A 15531-nucleotide genomic window follows, 5' to 3' on the forward strand; every position below is an offset into this window, starting at 1 on the left:
GCTGTGCCCGGCCCCTGTAGGAGYTGTCGAGCGAAGCGAGGCTGCGATTTTCTGCGGGTGTTCGCGTAAATTCCCTGCTGTGCCCGGYCCCTGTAGGAGYTGTCGAGCGAAGCGAGGCTGCGATTTTCAGAAGCACCACAGCTTTCAGTCGAGGTCACCCATGATCCGCCCCGCAAACCCGAACACCCGGCGATGCCCGGCCAGATCCACCAACTCCACCTCACGACTCTGCCCAGGCTCGAAGCGCACGGCAGTGCCAGCGGGGATGTTCAGACGCATGCCACGGCTGGCGGCGCGGTCGAAGGTCAGGGCGTCGTTGGTTTCGAAAAAGTGGTAATGCGAGCCGACCTGAATCGGCCGGTCGCCGCTGTTGGCCACTTTCAGGCTGACAGTGCGGCGGCCAACGTTGAGTTCGATATCGCCGGGCTGGATCTGGTATTCACCGGGAATCATCAATGGGCTCCTTGCAGAATCTTGTAGTAGAGCGCGGTCGGTTTGTAGCTTCCGCTCGGGTCGCAGGCATAGTCGGGAATTTCCCCCGCCCGGGTGTAACCCAGCGCCTTGTAGAAATCTTCAGCGGGTGAACCCGCCTCAGTGTCGAGGAAGAGCATGCCGCGCTTGTGCTGGAGCGCAGCCTGTTCCAACGCGCTCATCAACTGTTGGCCCAGCCCCCGCCGACGCGCGTGCTCGCGCACCAGCATCTTTTGCACTTCGGCGCGGTTCAAGCCATTGGCTTTCTGGCACAGGGTCAGTTGCACGCTGGCTTCCACTTGTTCGTCGCGAACCACCACCCACAGCAGCACATTGCCCTTGTTCAGGTTCTCTTGAACCTCATCGAAATAGGCGCGCGCCTGTGTGGCATCCAGGTTGGCCATGAAGCCGACGCTGGCGCCATACCCCACGGCATCGAGTAACAAGTCGATCAAACCCTGGCGATAGTGCGCAAAGCTTTCAACATTCACGCGGCGCAGTTGGGCGGCGTTCATCAGCGATTACTCCTGGTGGGCGACTGGCGGCTCCGCGCCGGGATTGAGGGTCAGTTGCATGAAGGTCAGGTCCAGCCAGCGGCCGAACTTGGTGCCCACCTGGGGCATTTGCCCCGTGGTTATGAAACCGGCGCGTTCATGCAGACGAATAGAGGCCGCGTTGCCGCTTTCGATGGCGGCTACCATCACGTGCTTGTTGCAGCCTTTGGCGTGTTCGATCAGCACGGTCATCAGTTGCGGGCCGAGGCCGTTGCCGCGCTGGTCGCTGCGCACGTACACCGAATGCTCGACGGTGTGGCGAAAGCCATCGAACGGCCGCCAGTCACCGAATGATGCGTAACCGAGCACACTGTCGTCAGCGTCGACGATCACCAGAATCGGGTAACCCTGGGCTTGCCGGGCGCTGAACCAGGCCTGGCGATTGCCGAGGTCGACGGCCTGTTCATTCCAGATCGCCGTGGTGTTGAGCACAGCGTCGTTATAGATGTCGCGGATAGCCGGCAGGTCGGCCTGTACCGCTTCGCGAATGTGGTAAGTCATGACGGGGCCTCAGGCGATAGGTTGGTGGACGGTGACCAGCTTGGTGCCGTCGGGGAACGTCGCTTCAACCTGGATTTCCGGGATCATTTCCGGGATGCCTTCCATCACTTGTTCACGGGTCAGCAGGGTGGTGCCGAAGTGCATCAAATCGGCCACGGTCTGGCCGTCACGCGCGCCTTCGAGCAGCGCAGCGGAAATGTAGGCCATGGCTTCCGGGTAATTGAGTTTCACGCCGCGCGCCAAACGCCGCTCGGCCACGAGGCCAGCGGTGAAAATCAGCAGCTTGTCTTTTTCGCGTGGGGTCAGGTCCATCGTTGGAATCCATCTGGGCAGATAAAAAAATTCAGAACTGTAAACACAATCCAAATGTGGGAGCGGGCTTGCTCGCGAATGCGGTGGGTCATTCACAATGGATGTCGGCTGATACACCGCATTCGCGAGCAAGCCCGCTCCCACATTAAACCGTGTTTCAGGTGCTCCATATTCTTGGGGGGACAGCTTCCCGGCCGAGCAACGCAGGCCTGAGCAGTCGCCACAAATCAATCAGCCAGCCACGGGCCAGAAGCGCCTCGCTGGCCAGGCAACGTGCCACCAATAGCCCCGGCAACTGGGTCAAATCCCCTCGCACGTCATTGGGCAGGGAGCGACAGGTTTCCAGTAACGCGCTATCAATCTCACCGGTTACCAGCAACGTCGCAAACACAGGTTGCCCATCCAGTCCGATGGGCGAATCCAGCAAACCGTCATTCCCGACAATGCGCTGACGTTCGTGCCAGAGCAACTGGCCGTCGCGGCGGATATCCAGATGTGCCTGAAAATGCCCGAGGTCAAAACGCTCGCCGCTGGCCGGCCGACCCAGCGCCACAACGTCCCAATAGAACAACCGCGCATCGCCTTGCAGCTCTATCGAAGTGCTCAGTTCGGCTTGGGCATCGCTGAAGATAATCGTCTCCTGCGGCAACCATTCCAGTGTCGCGCCCGCTGCCACCTTCAAGTCCAGTGTCTGATAGGCCGGGCCCGCCGCGCGATACCACTTGGCCGCGCCGGGGCTGGTGATTTGCGCCCAGGCATCTGGGCCGACGCTGGCCGAAATGTCCAGCCGATCACCGCCAGCGATGCCGCCCGGTGGGTGAACGATGATGTGCTGGCACACCTCCGGGCCTTCGGCATACAGGTGCTTTTGCACCCGAAGCGGGCCTTTGTGGCGACGCTGGACCGGGCGCGTGCTGTCGCCGAATCGGGCGTAGCCCAGCTCCAGTTCGGCGTGCCAGCTAGGAGTAAAAAGGGCAGTTGGGACAGGTAAATTCATGGTTTCCAGTTTTCGTTGGGACGCTACAGACTAGATCGTAGCCTTAAATCGTTACTAGCCCACGCACACCTTCGGCTTCCATATTTTCGCCGCGACCTTGCTGCACGATCTCGCCCCGTGACATCACCAGGTATTGATCGGCCAGTTCGGCGGCGAAATCGTAGAACTGCTCCACCAGCAAAATTGCCATGTCGCCACGGGCGGCGAGCTTCTTGATCACCGCGCCGATCTCCTTGATCACCGACGGCTGGATGCCTTCAGTGGGTTCGTCGAGGATCAGCAGGCGAGGACGGCTGGCCAGCGCCCGGCCAATCGCCAATTGCTGCTGTTGGCCACCCGACAAATCACCGCCTCGCCGTTGCTTCATTTGCAGCAGCACCGGGAACAGCTCGTAAATGAACGCCGGGACTTCCTTGGCTTCGGAGCCTGGGAAGCGTGACAGGCCCATCAGCAGGTTTTCTTCCACGGTCAGTCGGCCGAAAATCTCGCGGCCCTGCGGCACGTAAGCGATCCCTGCGTGCACGCGCTGGTGTGGCTTGAACGTGGTAATCGGTTTGCCTTCCCAGTTCACCGCGCCTTCTTTGGCCGGTAGCAAACCCATCAGGCATTTGAGCAGGGTGGTCTTGCCCACCCCGTTGCGCCCGAGCAGGCAGGTGACTTCACCGACCTTCACCTCGAACGTCAGGCCGCGCAGGATGTGGCTACCGCCGTAATACTGGTGCAGCTTGTCGACTTGCAGCATTCTCAAATTCTCCTCAGTGATCGTTCCCACGCGGAGCGTGGGAACGATCAATCCCACCGAATCAGCGACCGAGATACACCTCAATCACCCGCTCGTTGTCCTGCACCTGTTCCAGCGATCCTTCGGCCAGCACGCTGCCCTGGTGCAACACGGTGACGTGGTCGGCAATCGAACCCACAAACCCCATGTCGTGTTCCACCACCATCAGCGAATGCTTGCCCGCCAGGCTCTTGAATAGTTCGGCGGTGAATTCGGTTTCGGCATCGGTCATGCCCGCCACCGGCTCATCGAGAAGCAGCAGTTGCGGGTCTTGCATCAGCAACATGCCGATTTCCAGAAACTGCTTCTGACCGTGGGACAACAACCCCGCCGGGCGATTGACCGACGTGGTCAGGCGAATGGTTTCCAACACTTCAGTGATGCGATCGCGTTGCTCACCACTCAGGCGAGCCCGCAGGCTGGCCCACACCGACTTGTCGGTTTTCTGCGCCAGCTCCAGATTTTCAAACACGCTCAAGGCTTCGAACACCGTCGGCTTCTGGAATTTGCGACCGATGCCGGCCTGGGCAATCTGCACTTCACTCATCTGCGTCAGGTCGAGGGTTTCACCGAACCAGGCCTTGCCGTGACTCGGGCGGGTCTTGCCGGTGATCACGTCCATCAGCGTGGTCTTGCCCGCGCCGTTGGGGCCGATGATGCAGCGCAGTTCGCCGACGCCGATGTACAGATTCAAGTCGTTCAGTGCCTTGAAGCCATCGAAGCTGACGCTGATGTCTTCCAGGGTCAGGATCGTGCCGTGGCGGGTATCGAGGCCAGGGCTGACGCGTTGACCGTGGCTGATGGCATCGCGGCTGGTGCCGGCGTCCTTGTTCGGCTCCACGGGGAAAAAGGCCGGTTCGAGCATGAATTCAGCCGTCGCAGTGACTCTCATTGCTCACCCCTTTTTTTCAGCAGACCGATCACGCCTTTAGGCAGGTATAAGGTCACGACAATGAACAACGCGCCGAGAAAGAACAGCCAGTATTCCGGGAACGCCACGGTGAACCAGCTCTTCATGCCGTTGACCACGCCAGCGCCGAGTAGCGGGCCGATCAAGGTTCCGCGACCACCGAGAGCCACCCAGACCGCCGCTTCAATAGAGTTGGTCGGCGACATTTCGCTAGGGTTGATGATCCCGACTTGCGGCACGTACAACGCACCGGCCAGCCCGCACAACACCGCGCTCAACACCCAGACAAACAGCTTGAAACCGCGAGGGTCATAGCCGCAGAACATCAGGCGATTTTCCGCATCACGCAGGGCGGTCAGCACTCGACCGAACTTGCTCTGTGCCAACCGCCAGCCGATGAACAGGCTCGCTACCAGCAATACCACCGTGGCGAAAAACAGCACGGCGCGTGTGCCCGGCTCAGTGATGCCGAAACCGAGAATGGTGCGGAAGTTGGTGAAGCCGTTGTTGCCGCCAAATCCGGTTTCGTTACGGAAGAACAGCAACATTCCGGCGAAGGTCAGGGCCTGGGTCATGATCGAGAAATACACGCCCTTGATCCGTGAGCGGAAGGCGAAGAAGCCGAACACCAGCGCCAGCAATCCCGGCGCCAATACAACAAGACACATGGCCCAGAGGAAGCTGCTGGTGCCGGTCCAGTACCACGGCAATTCGGTCCACGACAGAAAGGTCATGAACGCCGGCAAGCCATCGCCCGAGGCCTGGCGCATCAGGTACATGCCCATCGCATAACCGCCGAGGGCGAAGAACAGGCCGTGGCCGAGGGACAATAGACCGGCGTAACCCCACACCAGATCCAGCGCCAAAGCGACGATGGCGTAGCAAAGTATCTTGCCCACCAGCGTCAGCGTATAAGCCGAGACGTGAAACGTGCTGTCCGGCGACAACAACGACAGCAGCGGCAACGCCAGCAGTAGAGCGAGAATCACCACACCGACGGCAATCGTGACTTTTGGGCCGGCCTTTTGTGTGGCCGTGAGCATCAGGGGCTGGTTCATCAGTCGATCACCCGTCCTTTCAGTGCGAAGAGGCCTTGCGGACGCTTCTGGATGAACAGAATGATCAGCGCGAGGATCAGGATTTTGCCGAGTACGGCGCCGATCTGCGGTTCGAGAATCTTGTTGGCGATACCGAGGCCGAACGCGGCGAATACGCTACCGGCCAACTGGCCGACACCTCCGAGCACCACCACCAGGAACGAGTCGATGATGTAGCTCTGGCCGAGGTCCGGGCCGACGTTGCCGATCTGGCTCAGCGCCACACCACCAAGGCCGGCGATGCCCGAGCCGAGGCCGAAGGCGAGCATGTCCACGCGCCCGGTGGGCACGCCGCAGCAGGCGGCCATGTTGCGGTTCTGGGTGACGGCGCGCACGTTCAAACCCAGGCGCGTCCTGTTCAGCAGCAGCCAGGTCAGCACCACCACAAACAGCGCAAACGCGATGATCACTATGCGGTTGTATGGCAACACCAGATTCGGCAGCACCTGAATTCCGCCCGACAACCACTCGGGATTGGCCACTTCAACGTTCTGCGCACCGAACAACAATCGCACCAGTTGGATCAGCATCAAACTGATGCCCCAAGTGGCGAGCAAGGTTTCCAGCGGGCGCCCGTAGAGGTGACGAATCACCGTGCGCTCCAGCGCCATGCCGATGGCGGCAGTGACGAAAAACGCCACCGGCAACGCAATCAGCGGGTAGAACTCGATGGCGTCCGGGGCGTAGCGCTGGAACATCAGCTGCACCACGTAGGTCGAGTAGGCGCCGAGCATCAGCATCTCGCCGTGGGCCATGTTGATCACGCCGAGCAGGCCGAAGGTGATCGCGAGACCGAGGGCGGCGAGCAGCAGGATCGAACCGAGGGACATGCCGCTAAAGGCCTGACCGAGCAGCTCGCCGATCAGCAGTTTGCGTTTGACTTGGGCAAGGCTGGTTTCGGCGGCAGTGCGTACCGTGGCGTCGGCTTCGACGCCCGGTTCCAGCAGGCTTTCGAGGCGGGTGCGGGCCAGCGGGTCGCCGGTTTCACCGAGCAAGCGCACAGCGGCGAGGCGCACGGACGGATCGGTGTCGACCAGTTGCAGATTGGCCAGGGCGAGGCTGAGCGCGGCATGCACGCTTTCGTCTTTTTCGCCGGCCAGTTGCTGGTCGAGGAATTTCAGCTGCGCGGGTTTGGCGCTTTTCTGCAGTTGCTGCGCGGCGGCAAGGCGGATTTTGGTGTCGGCAGCGAGCAGTTGATGACTGGCCAGTGCGGTGTCGATCAGACCCCGCAGGCGATTGTTCAGGCGCAGGGTTTTCGGTTGGCCATCGACGGTCAGTTCGCCTTGTTGCAAGGCATTGATCAGTTCGATGCGGGACGGGTCGGGCTGCGCAGCCCAGGACTCCAGCAGTTTGGCTTGCTGCACAGGGTTGGCGGCGACGAAGTCTTTGGTGTCGCTGGCGTGGGAGACCATCGGCAGCAAGAGTGCGATGGTCAAGATGAAGCGGTAAAGGGCAGTCGGCATATGCATGGCCTTGCGCGAACTTAATGTGGGAGCGGGCTTGCTCGCGAATGCGGTGGGTCAGTCACATTGATGTTGGATGTGCCGCCGTCTTCGCGAGCAAGCCCGCTCCCACAGGGATATGTGTCGGGTATGAGCTCCGTGCTCAAGCCCGACATCCAGTGGCTTAGTTGCTCTTCACCGCATATTCCGGCTTCTTGTCGTTGCCCTGAATGAACGGGCTCCACGGCTGGGCACGGATCGGCCCTTCGGTCTGCCACACCACGTTGAACTGACCGTCAGCCTGGATCTCGCCGATCATCACCGGCTTGTGCAGGTGGTGGTTGGTCTTGTCCATGGTCAGGGTGTAGCCGGACGGCGCGGCAAAGGTCTGGCCGGCGAGGGCTTCGCGGACTTTGTCGACGTCGGTGGATTTGGCTTTTTCAGCCGCTTGCGCCCACATGTGAATGCCGACGTAGGTGGCTTCCATCGGGTCGTTGGTCACCGCTTTGTCGGCGCCCGGCAGGTTATGTTTCTTGGCGTAGGCTTTCCAGTCGGCGACGAATTTCTTGTTCGCCGGGTTATCAACCGATTCAAAGTAGTTCCACGCCGCGAGGTTGCCCACCAGCGGCTTGGTGTCGATGCCGCGCAGTTCTTCCTCACCCACGGAGAACGCCACGACCGGAACGTCGGTAGCTTTCAAACCCTGGTTGGCCAGCTCTTTATAGAACGGCACGTTGGAGTCGCCGTTGACAGTCGAGATGACGGCAGTCTTGCCGCCGGCCGAGAATTTTTTGATGTTGGCCACGATGGTCTGGTAATCGGCGTGGCCGAACGGGGTGTAGACCTCTTCGATGTCCTTGTCCGCCACCCCTTTGGAGTGCAGGAACGAACGCAGGATTTTGTTGGTTGTGCGCGGGTAGACGTAGTCGGTGCCGAGCAGGAAGTAGCGCTTGGCGCTGCCGCCTTCTTCACTCATCAGGTATTCAACGGCGGGGATCGCTTGCTGGTTCGGCGCGGCGCCGGTGTAGAACACGTTGGGCGACATCTCTTCGCCTTCGTATTGCACCGGGTAGAACAGCAAGCCGTTGAGCTCTTCGAACACCGGCAACACCGATTTACGCGACACCGAAGTCCAGCAACCGAACACCACGGCAACCTTATCCTGAGTCAGCAGCTGACGGCCCTTCTCGGCGAACAGCGGCCAGTTCGACGCCGGGTCCACCACCACCGGCTCCAGCATCTTGCCGTTCACGCCGCCTTTGGCATTGATCTCGTCGATGGTCATCAACGCCATGTCTTTGAGCGATGTTTCGGAGATCGCCATGGTGCCGGACAACGAATGCAGGATACCGACCTTGATGGTTTCGGCGGCCTGGATCGTCCAGGTCATGCCCATCGCGGCGATGCTTGCCGAGAGTGTAAAAGCCTTGATCAAGCTACGACGCTTCATTGTGCGATCTCCATGAACTGATGAATTTTCTTGGTTGGCAGATGCGGACTACTGAAGGGTGTTTTGCAAGGGCTGTGCCGAGTGGCAAAAGTCGCAGAAATGACGGGTTAGAGCGGTCGTGCAGTTTTGCGGCGCACCATGAAGGGACGAGGTCGGGGCAGTGGTGCGAAGGTGTGCATCATTGTGGTGCTGCCGCGTGGCGGCAGTGGTGACGCAAGAGGGGCTCAGTTGACGCCGGGAAAGGAGTCGACGTACTGGATCTTGAAATCGGGGAAGGAATCGACAATCTGGATTTTGTAATCAGGGAAACTATCGACAGTTTTCCACTTGCCCGGCGAGTCGGGGAAAGAGTCGACCTGCTGCACTTTCAGATCGGGAAAGGAGTCCACCACCTGCACCTTGTAGTCAGGGAAGCTGTCGACGAATTGAATCTTGCCGTAGATCTTCGACACATCGACGGTGGTATCGGCCCATGCGGCGCTGGAACCGAGCACCAGCAAGGACAGGAAAACAGATTTCAACATGAGGCTGATCCTGTGAGTCGTGAGACTTTCAGTGTAGGTAATGTTGAGCCCCTGTGGGAGCGGGCTCAGGTGTTTCTAGGTGGGGACGACGTTATCCACCGCGCGGTTAACGGCCAGTTCCGCGAGCATGATGATCTGCTGAATCGCCATTACCTTATGCCGTTGCGGGCCGATCAATTCGGCGGCGAAATCGCTGGTCAGCACACTGGCTGACGCCAAGGATTCACAGGCATTGACCAACAGGCTTTCGGTGTCGTTGTTCGGGGCGATCATGAACATGGTGCTGGGGTGGCGGGGTTTTTCGGTGTATTGGGTCGGGGGATCGAGGTAGTAGTCGAGGGCGCGCTTGATGGCGTCGCGGTCTCTGAGCAGGTCTTCGTCGCGAGATGTTTCGGGATCGGGAGTGGTGGGGATGGGTGGATCTGGAACAATCTTTTTGCTCATTTGGGGTTCAACTCAGTTGGGGCCACCACTTATCGTTCTCACACGATGAGGGGTGGCAGCTATGTGCGGAGTGAGAAACCGGTAACCCCGAACCCGGCCGGACCGAAGTCCGCCCGCACACAGCCGCCATAGAGCATTGCAGACAGCGGATAAGCTGGCGGCAATTATGGTGGTACTGATGTTGGATTAACAGGGTAAACCGGGTTCTCACGCCCGATCACTGATGTGCAGTGACAGCCCCAGACTAGACAGCCCACGTCCGACGAACAACCTGAAAAAGTCGTGGGAAACGTCCGGTCATTTCGCATCCAGATAAACACACATAAACAACCCCGGAATCACAATCCCCCTGTGGGAGCGAGCCTGCTCGCGATAGCGGTATGTCAGACACATCGATGCTGGATGTGCTACCGCCATCGCGAGCAGGCTCACTCCCACATTAGAATGTGTTCACAAAGTTGAGGCCGATTCAGTCTGTCGGCTGAAACGCGACAACAGCACGCGATCCAGCACCCAGACCACCACCAGCGACGCCCCCACCAGTGGAAACATCACCGCCAGGGCAAACATGATGACCATCGCGGTTTTCCATTTCGGCAGGTCGTGGCGCAGCGGCGGCACACCGAATTTGCCCTGTGGCCGGCGCTTCCACCAGATCACCACGCCGCTGACGGCGCTGAGCAGGATCATCAGGCAGATCAGTAACACGATGATCTGATTGAACACCCCGAACATCTTGCCTTCGTGCAGCATCACGCCGATTTCCGTGGCGCGTGCGACGGTGCCGTATTGCTCGAAACGCACATCGGCGAGGACGTCGCCGGTGTATTGATCGACGTGCAGCGTGGCGTCGTTGCGCGGGTCGTCGGCGAACACGGCAATGGTGAACACGCCGGTGGCAGTTTTCGGGAAGGTGATGCTGTAACCCGACTCGACCTTGCGTTGCACGGCGATGTTCTGCACGTCTTGCAGACTGATGGTCGGCGCGGCTGGGCCTATTTGTGCGCCTCCGTGGGCCATGTGTTCGGCGTGGTCGCCGCCGGACATCGGCATCGGCGTATTTTCCATCGCCCAAGGCACGGTCTGGCGGGTGGCGGTGTTGAGGCTGCGTGCCTCGACGTCGGACTTGGGTACGTTGTCCCACATCGCTGCCGGGAACACGTTCCAGACACCGGCGTATTGCGCGCCCCAGAACCCGGTCCAGGTCATGCCGCTGAGCAACATCACCAACAGCAATGACGCCCCCCAGAACCCGGTGACCGCGTGAAGGTCACGCCACAGTACGCGACCGCGACTGGTCAGACGCGGCCACAAAATGCCCGCCGCTTGGCCGCGTGGCCACCACAGGAACACCCCGGACACCACCAAAACGATGCCCCAGCCGGCGGCCATTTCGATCAGTCGATCTCCGACGGTGCCGATCATCAGCTCGCCGTGAATCGACCGCGCAACCGCTTGCAGGTTCTTCTTGGCGTCTTGCTCGCCGAGGATGTCGCCCTGGTAGGGATCGATGAATACGTTGAGTTCTGTATCGCCATTGACCACGACAAATTGCGCGCTGCGCTCGGCGTTGACCGGTGGCAGGTACTGCTTGATGGTGGCTTGGGGATACGCTTCTTTGACCCGCTTGAGCAAGTCGTCGGCGGGCACGGTGTGGTGCCCGGCCGGGACGTTGAGCAGGCTGCCGTACATCAACGGATCGAGCTGCGGTTTGAACAGGTAAATGATGCCGGTCAGGGCAAGCATCACCATGAAAGGCGCGACGAACAGACCGGCATAGAAATGCCAGCGCCAGGCCAGGTTGTAGAAATTCGGTTTGGGCTGTTTCATTGGTTGTGCTCCGCTTGGCTTGGGTCTTTTTTTGTTGTCCGGTGACTGCTGCGCAGCCATTCGCGAGCAAGCCCGCTCCCACATTGGACGGTGGTGTACCTGTGGGAGCGGGCTTGCCCGCGATGTTTTTAGAAACTCATGTCCACCTTGGTCCAGAGCGTTCGCCCCGGTTCTTTAATGGCTTGCGGGTGTTGGGCCGGGTAGCCAAAACCGGCGTTGCCGGCCAGGTTCAAGTGCTCGGCGTAGGGCTTGCCGAACAGGTTGTCGACGCCGGTGCTGACCCTCCAGTGCGGGTTGATCCGGTAGGCACCGTTGAGCGAGAACATGCCGAAGCCCGGGGTTTTATCGAAGTCTTTGCCGACGACGTTGCCCTTGTTCAGATCGATGCGGTTTTGCGCGGCGACCACTCGCCACAGCGCCCCGGCACTCCAGTTGTCTTCGCTGTAGGTGAGGCCGAAACGCGCGTCCAGTGGCGGCATTTGCGGCAGTGGGTTGCCGTCGCTGTTGTTCTTGCCCCAGGCGTAGGCCAGGGTCGCGTCGGCTTTCCAGTTGTTGGTCAACCGGTAAGCCGCTCCGAGTTCGCCGCCCATGATGCGGGCGTCGATGTTTTTAGCCTGGGAGACGGTGCCCGCCGGGGTTGGGATGTAGTTGAACAGGATGTAGTCGTGCACTTTGCCGACGTAACCTGAGGCCCAGGCATCGAGGTCTTCGGTTCGGTATTGCAGGCCGAAGTCGAGCTGGGTGGTTTTCTCGGGTTTGATCGAATCAAAGGCATTCAATGAACCGGCGGGGCCGCTCTTGGGTGAAAACAGCTCCCAATAATCCGGGAACCGTTCGGTGTGACCGAGGCCTGCGTACAGGGTGGCCGGGCTGTCGGCCAAGTCATGCTCATAACGGGCGAAGCCGCTCGGCAGTGTGTCGGCTCGGGTGTCATCGGCGGTCGGGTTGGGGCGTTTGGTCATCCCTGAACCGATGGATTGCCGGTAATCGCTGGCCGAGGCGCGGTCCAGGCGCGCGCCGGTAACCAGCCGGTCACGGTCGGCGGCGTACCAGGTCAGTTCGCTGAAGACGCCGTAGTTGTGGAAGTCGGCGTCCTCGGTGTACGGCAGGTCCTTGTAGGTATTGATGCCCGCACTGCCGCGCTGGCGGTGCTCGCTGGTTTGCACGTCGATGCCGCTGATCAGCTGCACGACGGCCCAGCGCCAGGTGCCTTTGACCCGACCGCCGACGGTTCGACGGTCGACGTTCGACGCCCTTGGGCCGGACATCATCCCGGTGCCGGAGGGCGTGCGCAGGGTGTAGTTGTCCATCACGTGGTCGGCGTAGTTGTAGTAAAGCTGGGCCTCGATCTTGTCCAGCACGTCGCCGACGTTGGATTTTTCGAAGCGCAGGCCGAGGCTTTCGCGCAGGAACTGCGAGCCGTCCATGCCGCGCCCGGCGTAACGTGCTTCACCATCGCTTTTGCCGGCGGTCAGTTCCAGCAGGGTGTCGGTATCCGGGGTCCAGCCGAGTGCGACGTCGCCGTTCCACTTGTCGTAGCGCGAAGGCACGGTGTCGTTGTTGCCATCCCGGTAGTCGTCGGCGTGTGCAGTGTTGCCGATCACCCGCACGTAACCCAACGGGCCGCCAGCAGCAGCGTCCACCAGTTTGTCGAAGCGGCCGTTGGAGCCGGCCAGCACGCTGGCATTCACCCGGGTGCCGAGTTCGCCGAAACTCTCTGGCTCCCGGTCGAAGAGGATGGTCCCGGCGGACGCACCCGGCCCCCACAGTACGGTTTGCGGACCTTTGATGACGGTGAGTTTGTCGTAGGTTTCCGGCGAGAGGTAGGAGGTTGGCGCGTCCATCCGGCCGGGGCAGGCGCCCAGTAATTGGCCGCCGTTGGTGAGGATGTTCATCCGCGAGCCGAACATGCCGCGCAACACCGGGTCGCCGTTGGTGCCGCCGTTGCGCACGAGGGCGAAGCCGGGGATGGTTTTCAAGTAGTCGCCACCGTCGCTGGCCGGCACCGGTTGGCGCGGGTCCTTGGGGTTGGTGACGATGGTCAGCGGCGAACTCGGGGCGATCGCGGTGATGACCGTCGGGCTCAGCTCGTCGCTGTGGGCGGCGTGTTCATCGGCCAGCGCCATCGGTGTCAGTAGAGCGCCACACAGGAATGCGGTGGCGTGCCTGAATCGAACACTGGGTTCGTTCAGGGCATAAGAAGCTTGAGCAGGGCTCAAGCGTGAGTCAGCAGTAAACCTGGACATGACAATTTCCATCGAACGGCATAAACGACACGGGCGGCAGCCGAGGCAATTCCTGCAGGAATGAGCTTGTGGGGTGAGGCTTGTGTGGTGAGGGGGCTTGCCCCGTTCGGCTGCACAGCAGTCGTAAAACATTGCATGCGGTGTATCTGATACACGGCGATTGCAGGTTTCAGGGCCGCTTTGCGACCCAACGGGGGCGAGCCCCCTCGCCACACCAGCTCACACACACAGGTTGCTTTGGCTGTCTTGCGGACCGTGTGAGATCAGAGGTGGGTGTTTACGCGACGATAGGTGGGGCGCGGGTTCGGGCGCCGGGGAAGAAGGGTTGCCGGGCATGGCCCAGGCGGGGGGACGGGGGGGTGAACGTGTTGGCGGGCGGGGTGGTGAAAGCTGCGAATGAAACACCGCCAGTCAGCGCCGGGCAATTGAACAGCAGGCTGCAATAGCCGCATTTTTCCCAGAGCGCATGGTGCGAAGCTTCGGGCGGGCAGTGTTCGGCGGCGGGTTGCGCGCCGTGGTCGGCGTGCTCCATGGCCGTCATGTCCATGCTCATGTCCATCGACATGTTCATGGTCATGGTCATGGCAGAGGCGCGTTGATCCATCGGCATCGACTGAGAAATCAGCGGGCCGATAAAGATCATCAACATGGCGAACAGGCTGATCCAGCTGCCGCGCGTCAGGCTCAATGGCTGACAACGTGACGCGGATGACCTGACGCTAAGCGGGCGCATGGCGGCTTCTGCTCAGTCGATTACTGGGCGTGAGCGTGCATCTGTGGGTTTTCCGATGGCTTCTTCTGCACGGCAACTTCTACCGTCACATCACCGGCCTTCTCGAAATGCATCGTCAGCGGGAAGCGTTTGCCGTCGCTCAACAGACTGCGATCTTTCAGCCCCAGCAGCATCACGTGATAGGCCATCGGCGCAAATGTAACGGTGCCGCCAGCGGGGATCTCGACGCTCGGCACGTGTTGCATCTTCATCAGATCGTTCTGCATCACGTGCTCGTGCAACTGGGCTTCGCCCGAAATGGGCGAGTCGACACTGAGCAGGCGGTCAGCGGTCTTGCCGCTGTTGTGAATCACAAAATAGGCGGCAACGGTTGGCGCGTTGGGTGGCAACTCTTGCGACCACGGATTCGCGATTTGCAACTCGCCGACGCTGTAGTCTTGGGCATTGGCAAAGCACGCAGGCAGCAGCAACGCAGCCAAAACGATGAGTTTGTTCAACATGGCAGTTCTCCGGAACGATTCAAAACGCAGGTCAATTGCGAGAAGGAATCACACCTGAGGGGAAGCGCGGGGGTTGAGACTCGGCCATTGCTGGCGCGGTGTGGGGGTTTCGAGTGTGGCGGCGGGCAGGCCTCGATTGCTCTCGAAGTGCGCGAAATACAGCTGCGGCTCATGCCCAGGCAGCGCCACCAAGGGTGCAGAGCCCGAGCAACACCAGCAATGCTGCATGTTGGAATGATCGTCGCCCTGTGGCGCCTTCTGCTCGATATCGCCCAGGGAAATCGCCACCATTTTGGTGCCGCTGGACGTACAGAAACTGCCCCAAAGCAATTGCTCGGCAGGCGATTTCGCCGACTGCGCCATCGCATTGCTCATCGGCATGGCGAGCATGTTGAACAGCACTGCGAAGCAGGCGATCCATGCAATTGCAAGCCGATGTCGGGACATGGGGGAATCCGTTTGGGTGGGCGATCAAGCGCGGCTATTTAGCCTGATCAGGGCCGATAAGTAAAAAAGCGGCGTGCGGTGTGGTGTCGCAGTGCCTGAGTTAACAAGAGCAGCATGCTGTGAGCCATTTCCAGCTCGCCGTTATGGAAGAGTGTAGCGACTTCGATTCGAATTGCCTGAGCAAAATGTGGATCACTTTGAATTCGTGCGCGGAGGGTGTGTTTGACGTCTCTGAACGCCAAGCGAATGAAACGTCCGTCGCCCGAATCCTCCTCTTCACAGGCTTTGAGGT

The 15531-nt window shown here is 60.5% G+C and carries 18 protein-coding genes; all 18 read right to left on the reverse strand.

Going from position 1 to position 15531, the window contains the following annotated elements; genetic code table 11:
• Positions 1-144 precede the first annotated feature (144 nt).
• Complete coding sequence (locus AC1DRJ_RS09160) at positions 145-453, reverse strand: urease subunit beta (RefSeq protein WP_109627750.1); 309 nt, start codon at positions 451-453, stop codon at positions 145-147.
• Positions 453-986, reverse strand: a complete 534-nt coding sequence (locus AC1DRJ_RS09165; protein WP_477801850.1) for a GNAT family N-acetyltransferase — start codon at positions 984-986, stop codon at positions 453-455. The genes AC1DRJ_RS09160 and AC1DRJ_RS09165 overlap by 1 nt, the downstream gene beginning before the upstream one ends.
• Positions 987-992: 6 nt before the next feature.
• Complete coding sequence (locus AC1DRJ_RS09170) at positions 993-1526, reverse strand: N-acetyltransferase family protein (protein ID WP_477801851.1); 534 nt, start codon at positions 1524-1526, stop codon at positions 993-995.
• Between the two features lie 9 nt (positions 1527-1535).
• Entirely contained in the window at positions 1536-1838 is a 303-nt protein-coding gene (locus AC1DRJ_RS09175; protein ID WP_007945249.1) for an urease subunit gamma, read from the reverse strand.
• 157 nt (positions 1839-1995) lie between these two features.
• The gene (locus AC1DRJ_RS09180) at positions 1996-2835 is read right to left on the reverse strand and encodes an urease accessory protein UreD (protein ID WP_477801852.1); all 840 of its coding nucleotides are present in this window, start codon (positions 2833-2835) and stop codon (positions 1996-1998) included.
• Positions 2836-2878: 43 nt separating this feature from the next.
• The gene (gene urtE / locus AC1DRJ_RS09185) at positions 2879-3577 is read right to left on the reverse strand and encodes an urea ABC transporter ATP-binding subunit UrtE (protein WP_019582243.1); all 699 of its coding nucleotides are present in this window, start codon (positions 3575-3577) and stop codon (positions 2879-2881) included.
• A 61-nt stretch (positions 3578-3638) separates the two neighbouring features.
• Positions 3639-4508, reverse strand: coding sequence for an urea ABC transporter ATP-binding protein UrtD (urtD, locus tag AC1DRJ_RS09190; protein ID WP_477801853.1), 870 nt, complete (start codon positions 4506-4508; stop codon positions 3639-3641).
• Positions 4505-5584 carry an urea ABC transporter permease subunit UrtC gene (gene urtC / locus AC1DRJ_RS09195; RefSeq protein WP_477801854.1) on the reverse strand — a complete coding sequence of 360 codons (1080 nt, stop codon included), beginning with the start codon at positions 5582-5584 and terminating at the stop codon, positions 4505-4507. The genes urtD and urtC overlap by 4 nt, the downstream gene beginning before the upstream one ends.
• Entirely contained in the window at positions 5584-7086 is a 1503-nt protein-coding gene (urtB, locus tag AC1DRJ_RS09200; protein ID WP_477801855.1) for an urea ABC transporter permease subunit UrtB, read from the reverse strand. The genes urtC and urtB overlap by 1 nt, the downstream gene beginning before the upstream one ends.
• 163 nt (positions 7087-7249) lie before the next feature.
• Positions 7250-8515: an urea ABC transporter substrate-binding protein gene (urtA, locus tag AC1DRJ_RS09205; protein ID WP_477801856.1), complete on the reverse strand. Its 1266-nt coding sequence runs from the start codon at positions 8513-8515 to the stop codon at positions 7250-7252.
• Between the two features lie 224 nt (positions 8516-8739).
• On the reverse strand, positions 8740-9039 hold the full coding sequence (locus AC1DRJ_RS09210) for a 7(1) septoil knot domain-containing protein (protein WP_477801857.1): 300 nt from the start codon (positions 9037-9039) through the stop codon (positions 8740-8742).
• Positions 9040-9114: 75 nt separating this feature from the next.
• Complete coding sequence (locus AC1DRJ_RS09215) at positions 9115-9483, reverse strand: DUF6124 family protein (protein WP_477801858.1); 369 nt, start codon at positions 9481-9483, stop codon at positions 9115-9117.
• Positions 9484-9933: 450 nt separating this feature from the next.
• On the reverse strand, positions 9934-11313 hold the full coding sequence (locus AC1DRJ_RS09220; RefSeq protein WP_477801859.1) for a PepSY-associated TM helix domain-containing protein: 1380 nt from the start codon (positions 11311-11313) through the stop codon (positions 9934-9936).
• Positions 11314-11441: 128 nt separating this feature from the next.
• Complete coding sequence (locus AC1DRJ_RS09225; protein WP_477801860.1) at positions 11442-13559, reverse strand: TonB-dependent copper receptor; 2118 nt, start codon at positions 13557-13559, stop codon at positions 11442-11444.
• Between the two features lie 277 nt (positions 13560-13836).
• Entirely contained in the window at positions 13837-14292 is a 456-nt protein-coding gene (locus tag AC1DRJ_RS09230) for a DUF2946 domain-containing protein (protein WP_477801861.1), read from the reverse strand.
• Positions 14293-14312: 20 nt separating this feature from the next.
• Positions 14313-14792, reverse strand: a complete 480-nt coding sequence (locus AC1DRJ_RS09235; protein WP_477801862.1) for a copper chaperone PCu(A)C — start codon at positions 14790-14792, stop codon at positions 14313-14315.
• A 48-nt stretch (positions 14793-14840) separates the two neighbouring features.
• Entirely contained in the window at positions 14841-15239 is a 399-nt protein-coding gene (locus AC1DRJ_RS09240; RefSeq protein WP_477801863.1) for a DUF2946 domain-containing protein, read from the reverse strand.
• A 47-nt stretch (positions 15240-15286) separates the two neighbouring features.
• Positions 15287-15531 (reverse strand): hypothetical protein (locus tag AC1DRJ_RS09245; RefSeq protein WP_477801864.1); only part of this gene is annotated, 245 nt, incomplete at its 5' end.

The sequence above is a fragment of the Pseudomonas sp. P5_B2 genome, assembly GCF_056400445.1.

Excerpts from the sequence above, each read along its gene's own strand:
- AC1DRJ_RS09160 (WP_109627750.1), bottom strand. The coding sequence starts at position 453 with ATGATTCCCGGTGAATACCAGATCCAGCCCGGCGATATCGAACTCAAC.
- AC1DRJ_RS09165 (WP_477801850.1), bottom strand. The coding sequence starts at position 986 with ATGAACGCCGCCCAACTGCGCCGCGTGAATGTTGAAAGCTTTGCGCAC.
- AC1DRJ_RS09170 (WP_477801851.1), bottom strand. The coding sequence starts at position 1,526 with ATGACTTACCACATTCGCGAAGCGGTACAGGCCGACCTGCCGGCTATC.
- AC1DRJ_RS09175 (WP_007945249.1), bottom strand. The coding sequence starts at position 1,838 with ATGGACCTGACCCCACGCGAAAAAGACAAGCTGCTGATTTTCACCGCT.
- AC1DRJ_RS09180 (WP_477801852.1), bottom strand. The coding sequence starts at position 2,835 with ATGAATTTACCTGTCCCAACTGCCCTTTTTACTCCTAGCTGGCACGCC.
- urtE (WP_019582243.1), bottom strand. The coding sequence starts at position 3,577 with ATGCTGCAAGTCGACAAGCTGCACCAGTATTACGGCGGTAGCCACATC.
- urtD (WP_477801853.1), bottom strand. The coding sequence starts at position 4,508 with ATGAGAGTCACTGCGACGGCTGAATTCATGCTCGAACCGGCCTTTTTC.
- urtC (WP_477801854.1), bottom strand. The coding sequence starts at position 5,584 with ATGAACCAGCCCCTGATGCTCACGGCCACACAAAAGGCCGGCCCAAAA.
- urtB (WP_477801855.1), bottom strand. The coding sequence starts at position 7,086 with ATGCCGACTGCCCTTTACCGCTTCATCTTGACCATCGCACTCTTGCTG.
- urtA (WP_477801856.1), bottom strand. The coding sequence starts at position 8,515 with ATGAAGCGTCGTAGCTTGATCAAGGCTTTTACACTCTCGGCAAGCATC.
- AC1DRJ_RS09210 (WP_477801857.1), bottom strand. The coding sequence starts at position 9,039 with ATGTTGAAATCTGTTTTCCTGTCCTTGCTGGTGCTCGGTTCCAGCGCC.
- AC1DRJ_RS09215 (WP_477801858.1), bottom strand. The coding sequence starts at position 9,483 with ATGAGCAAAAAGATTGTTCCAGATCCACCCATCCCCACCACTCCCGAT.
- AC1DRJ_RS09220 (WP_477801859.1), bottom strand. The coding sequence starts at position 11,313 with ATGAAACAGCCCAAACCGAATTTCTACAACCTGGCCTGGCGCTGGCAT.
- AC1DRJ_RS09225 (WP_477801860.1), bottom strand. The coding sequence starts at position 13,559 with ATGTCCAGGTTTACTGCTGACTCACGCTTGAGCCCTGCTCAAGCTTCT.
- AC1DRJ_RS09230 (WP_477801861.1), bottom strand. The coding sequence starts at position 14,292 with ATGCGCCCGCTTAGCGTCAGGTCATCCGCGTCACGTTGTCAGCCATTG.
- AC1DRJ_RS09235 (WP_477801862.1), bottom strand. The coding sequence starts at position 14,792 with ATGTTGAACAAACTCATCGTTTTGGCTGCGTTGCTGCTGCCTGCGTGC.
- AC1DRJ_RS09240 (WP_477801863.1), bottom strand. The coding sequence starts at position 15,239 with ATGTCCCGACATCGGCTTGCAATTGCATGGATCGCCTGCTTCGCAGTG.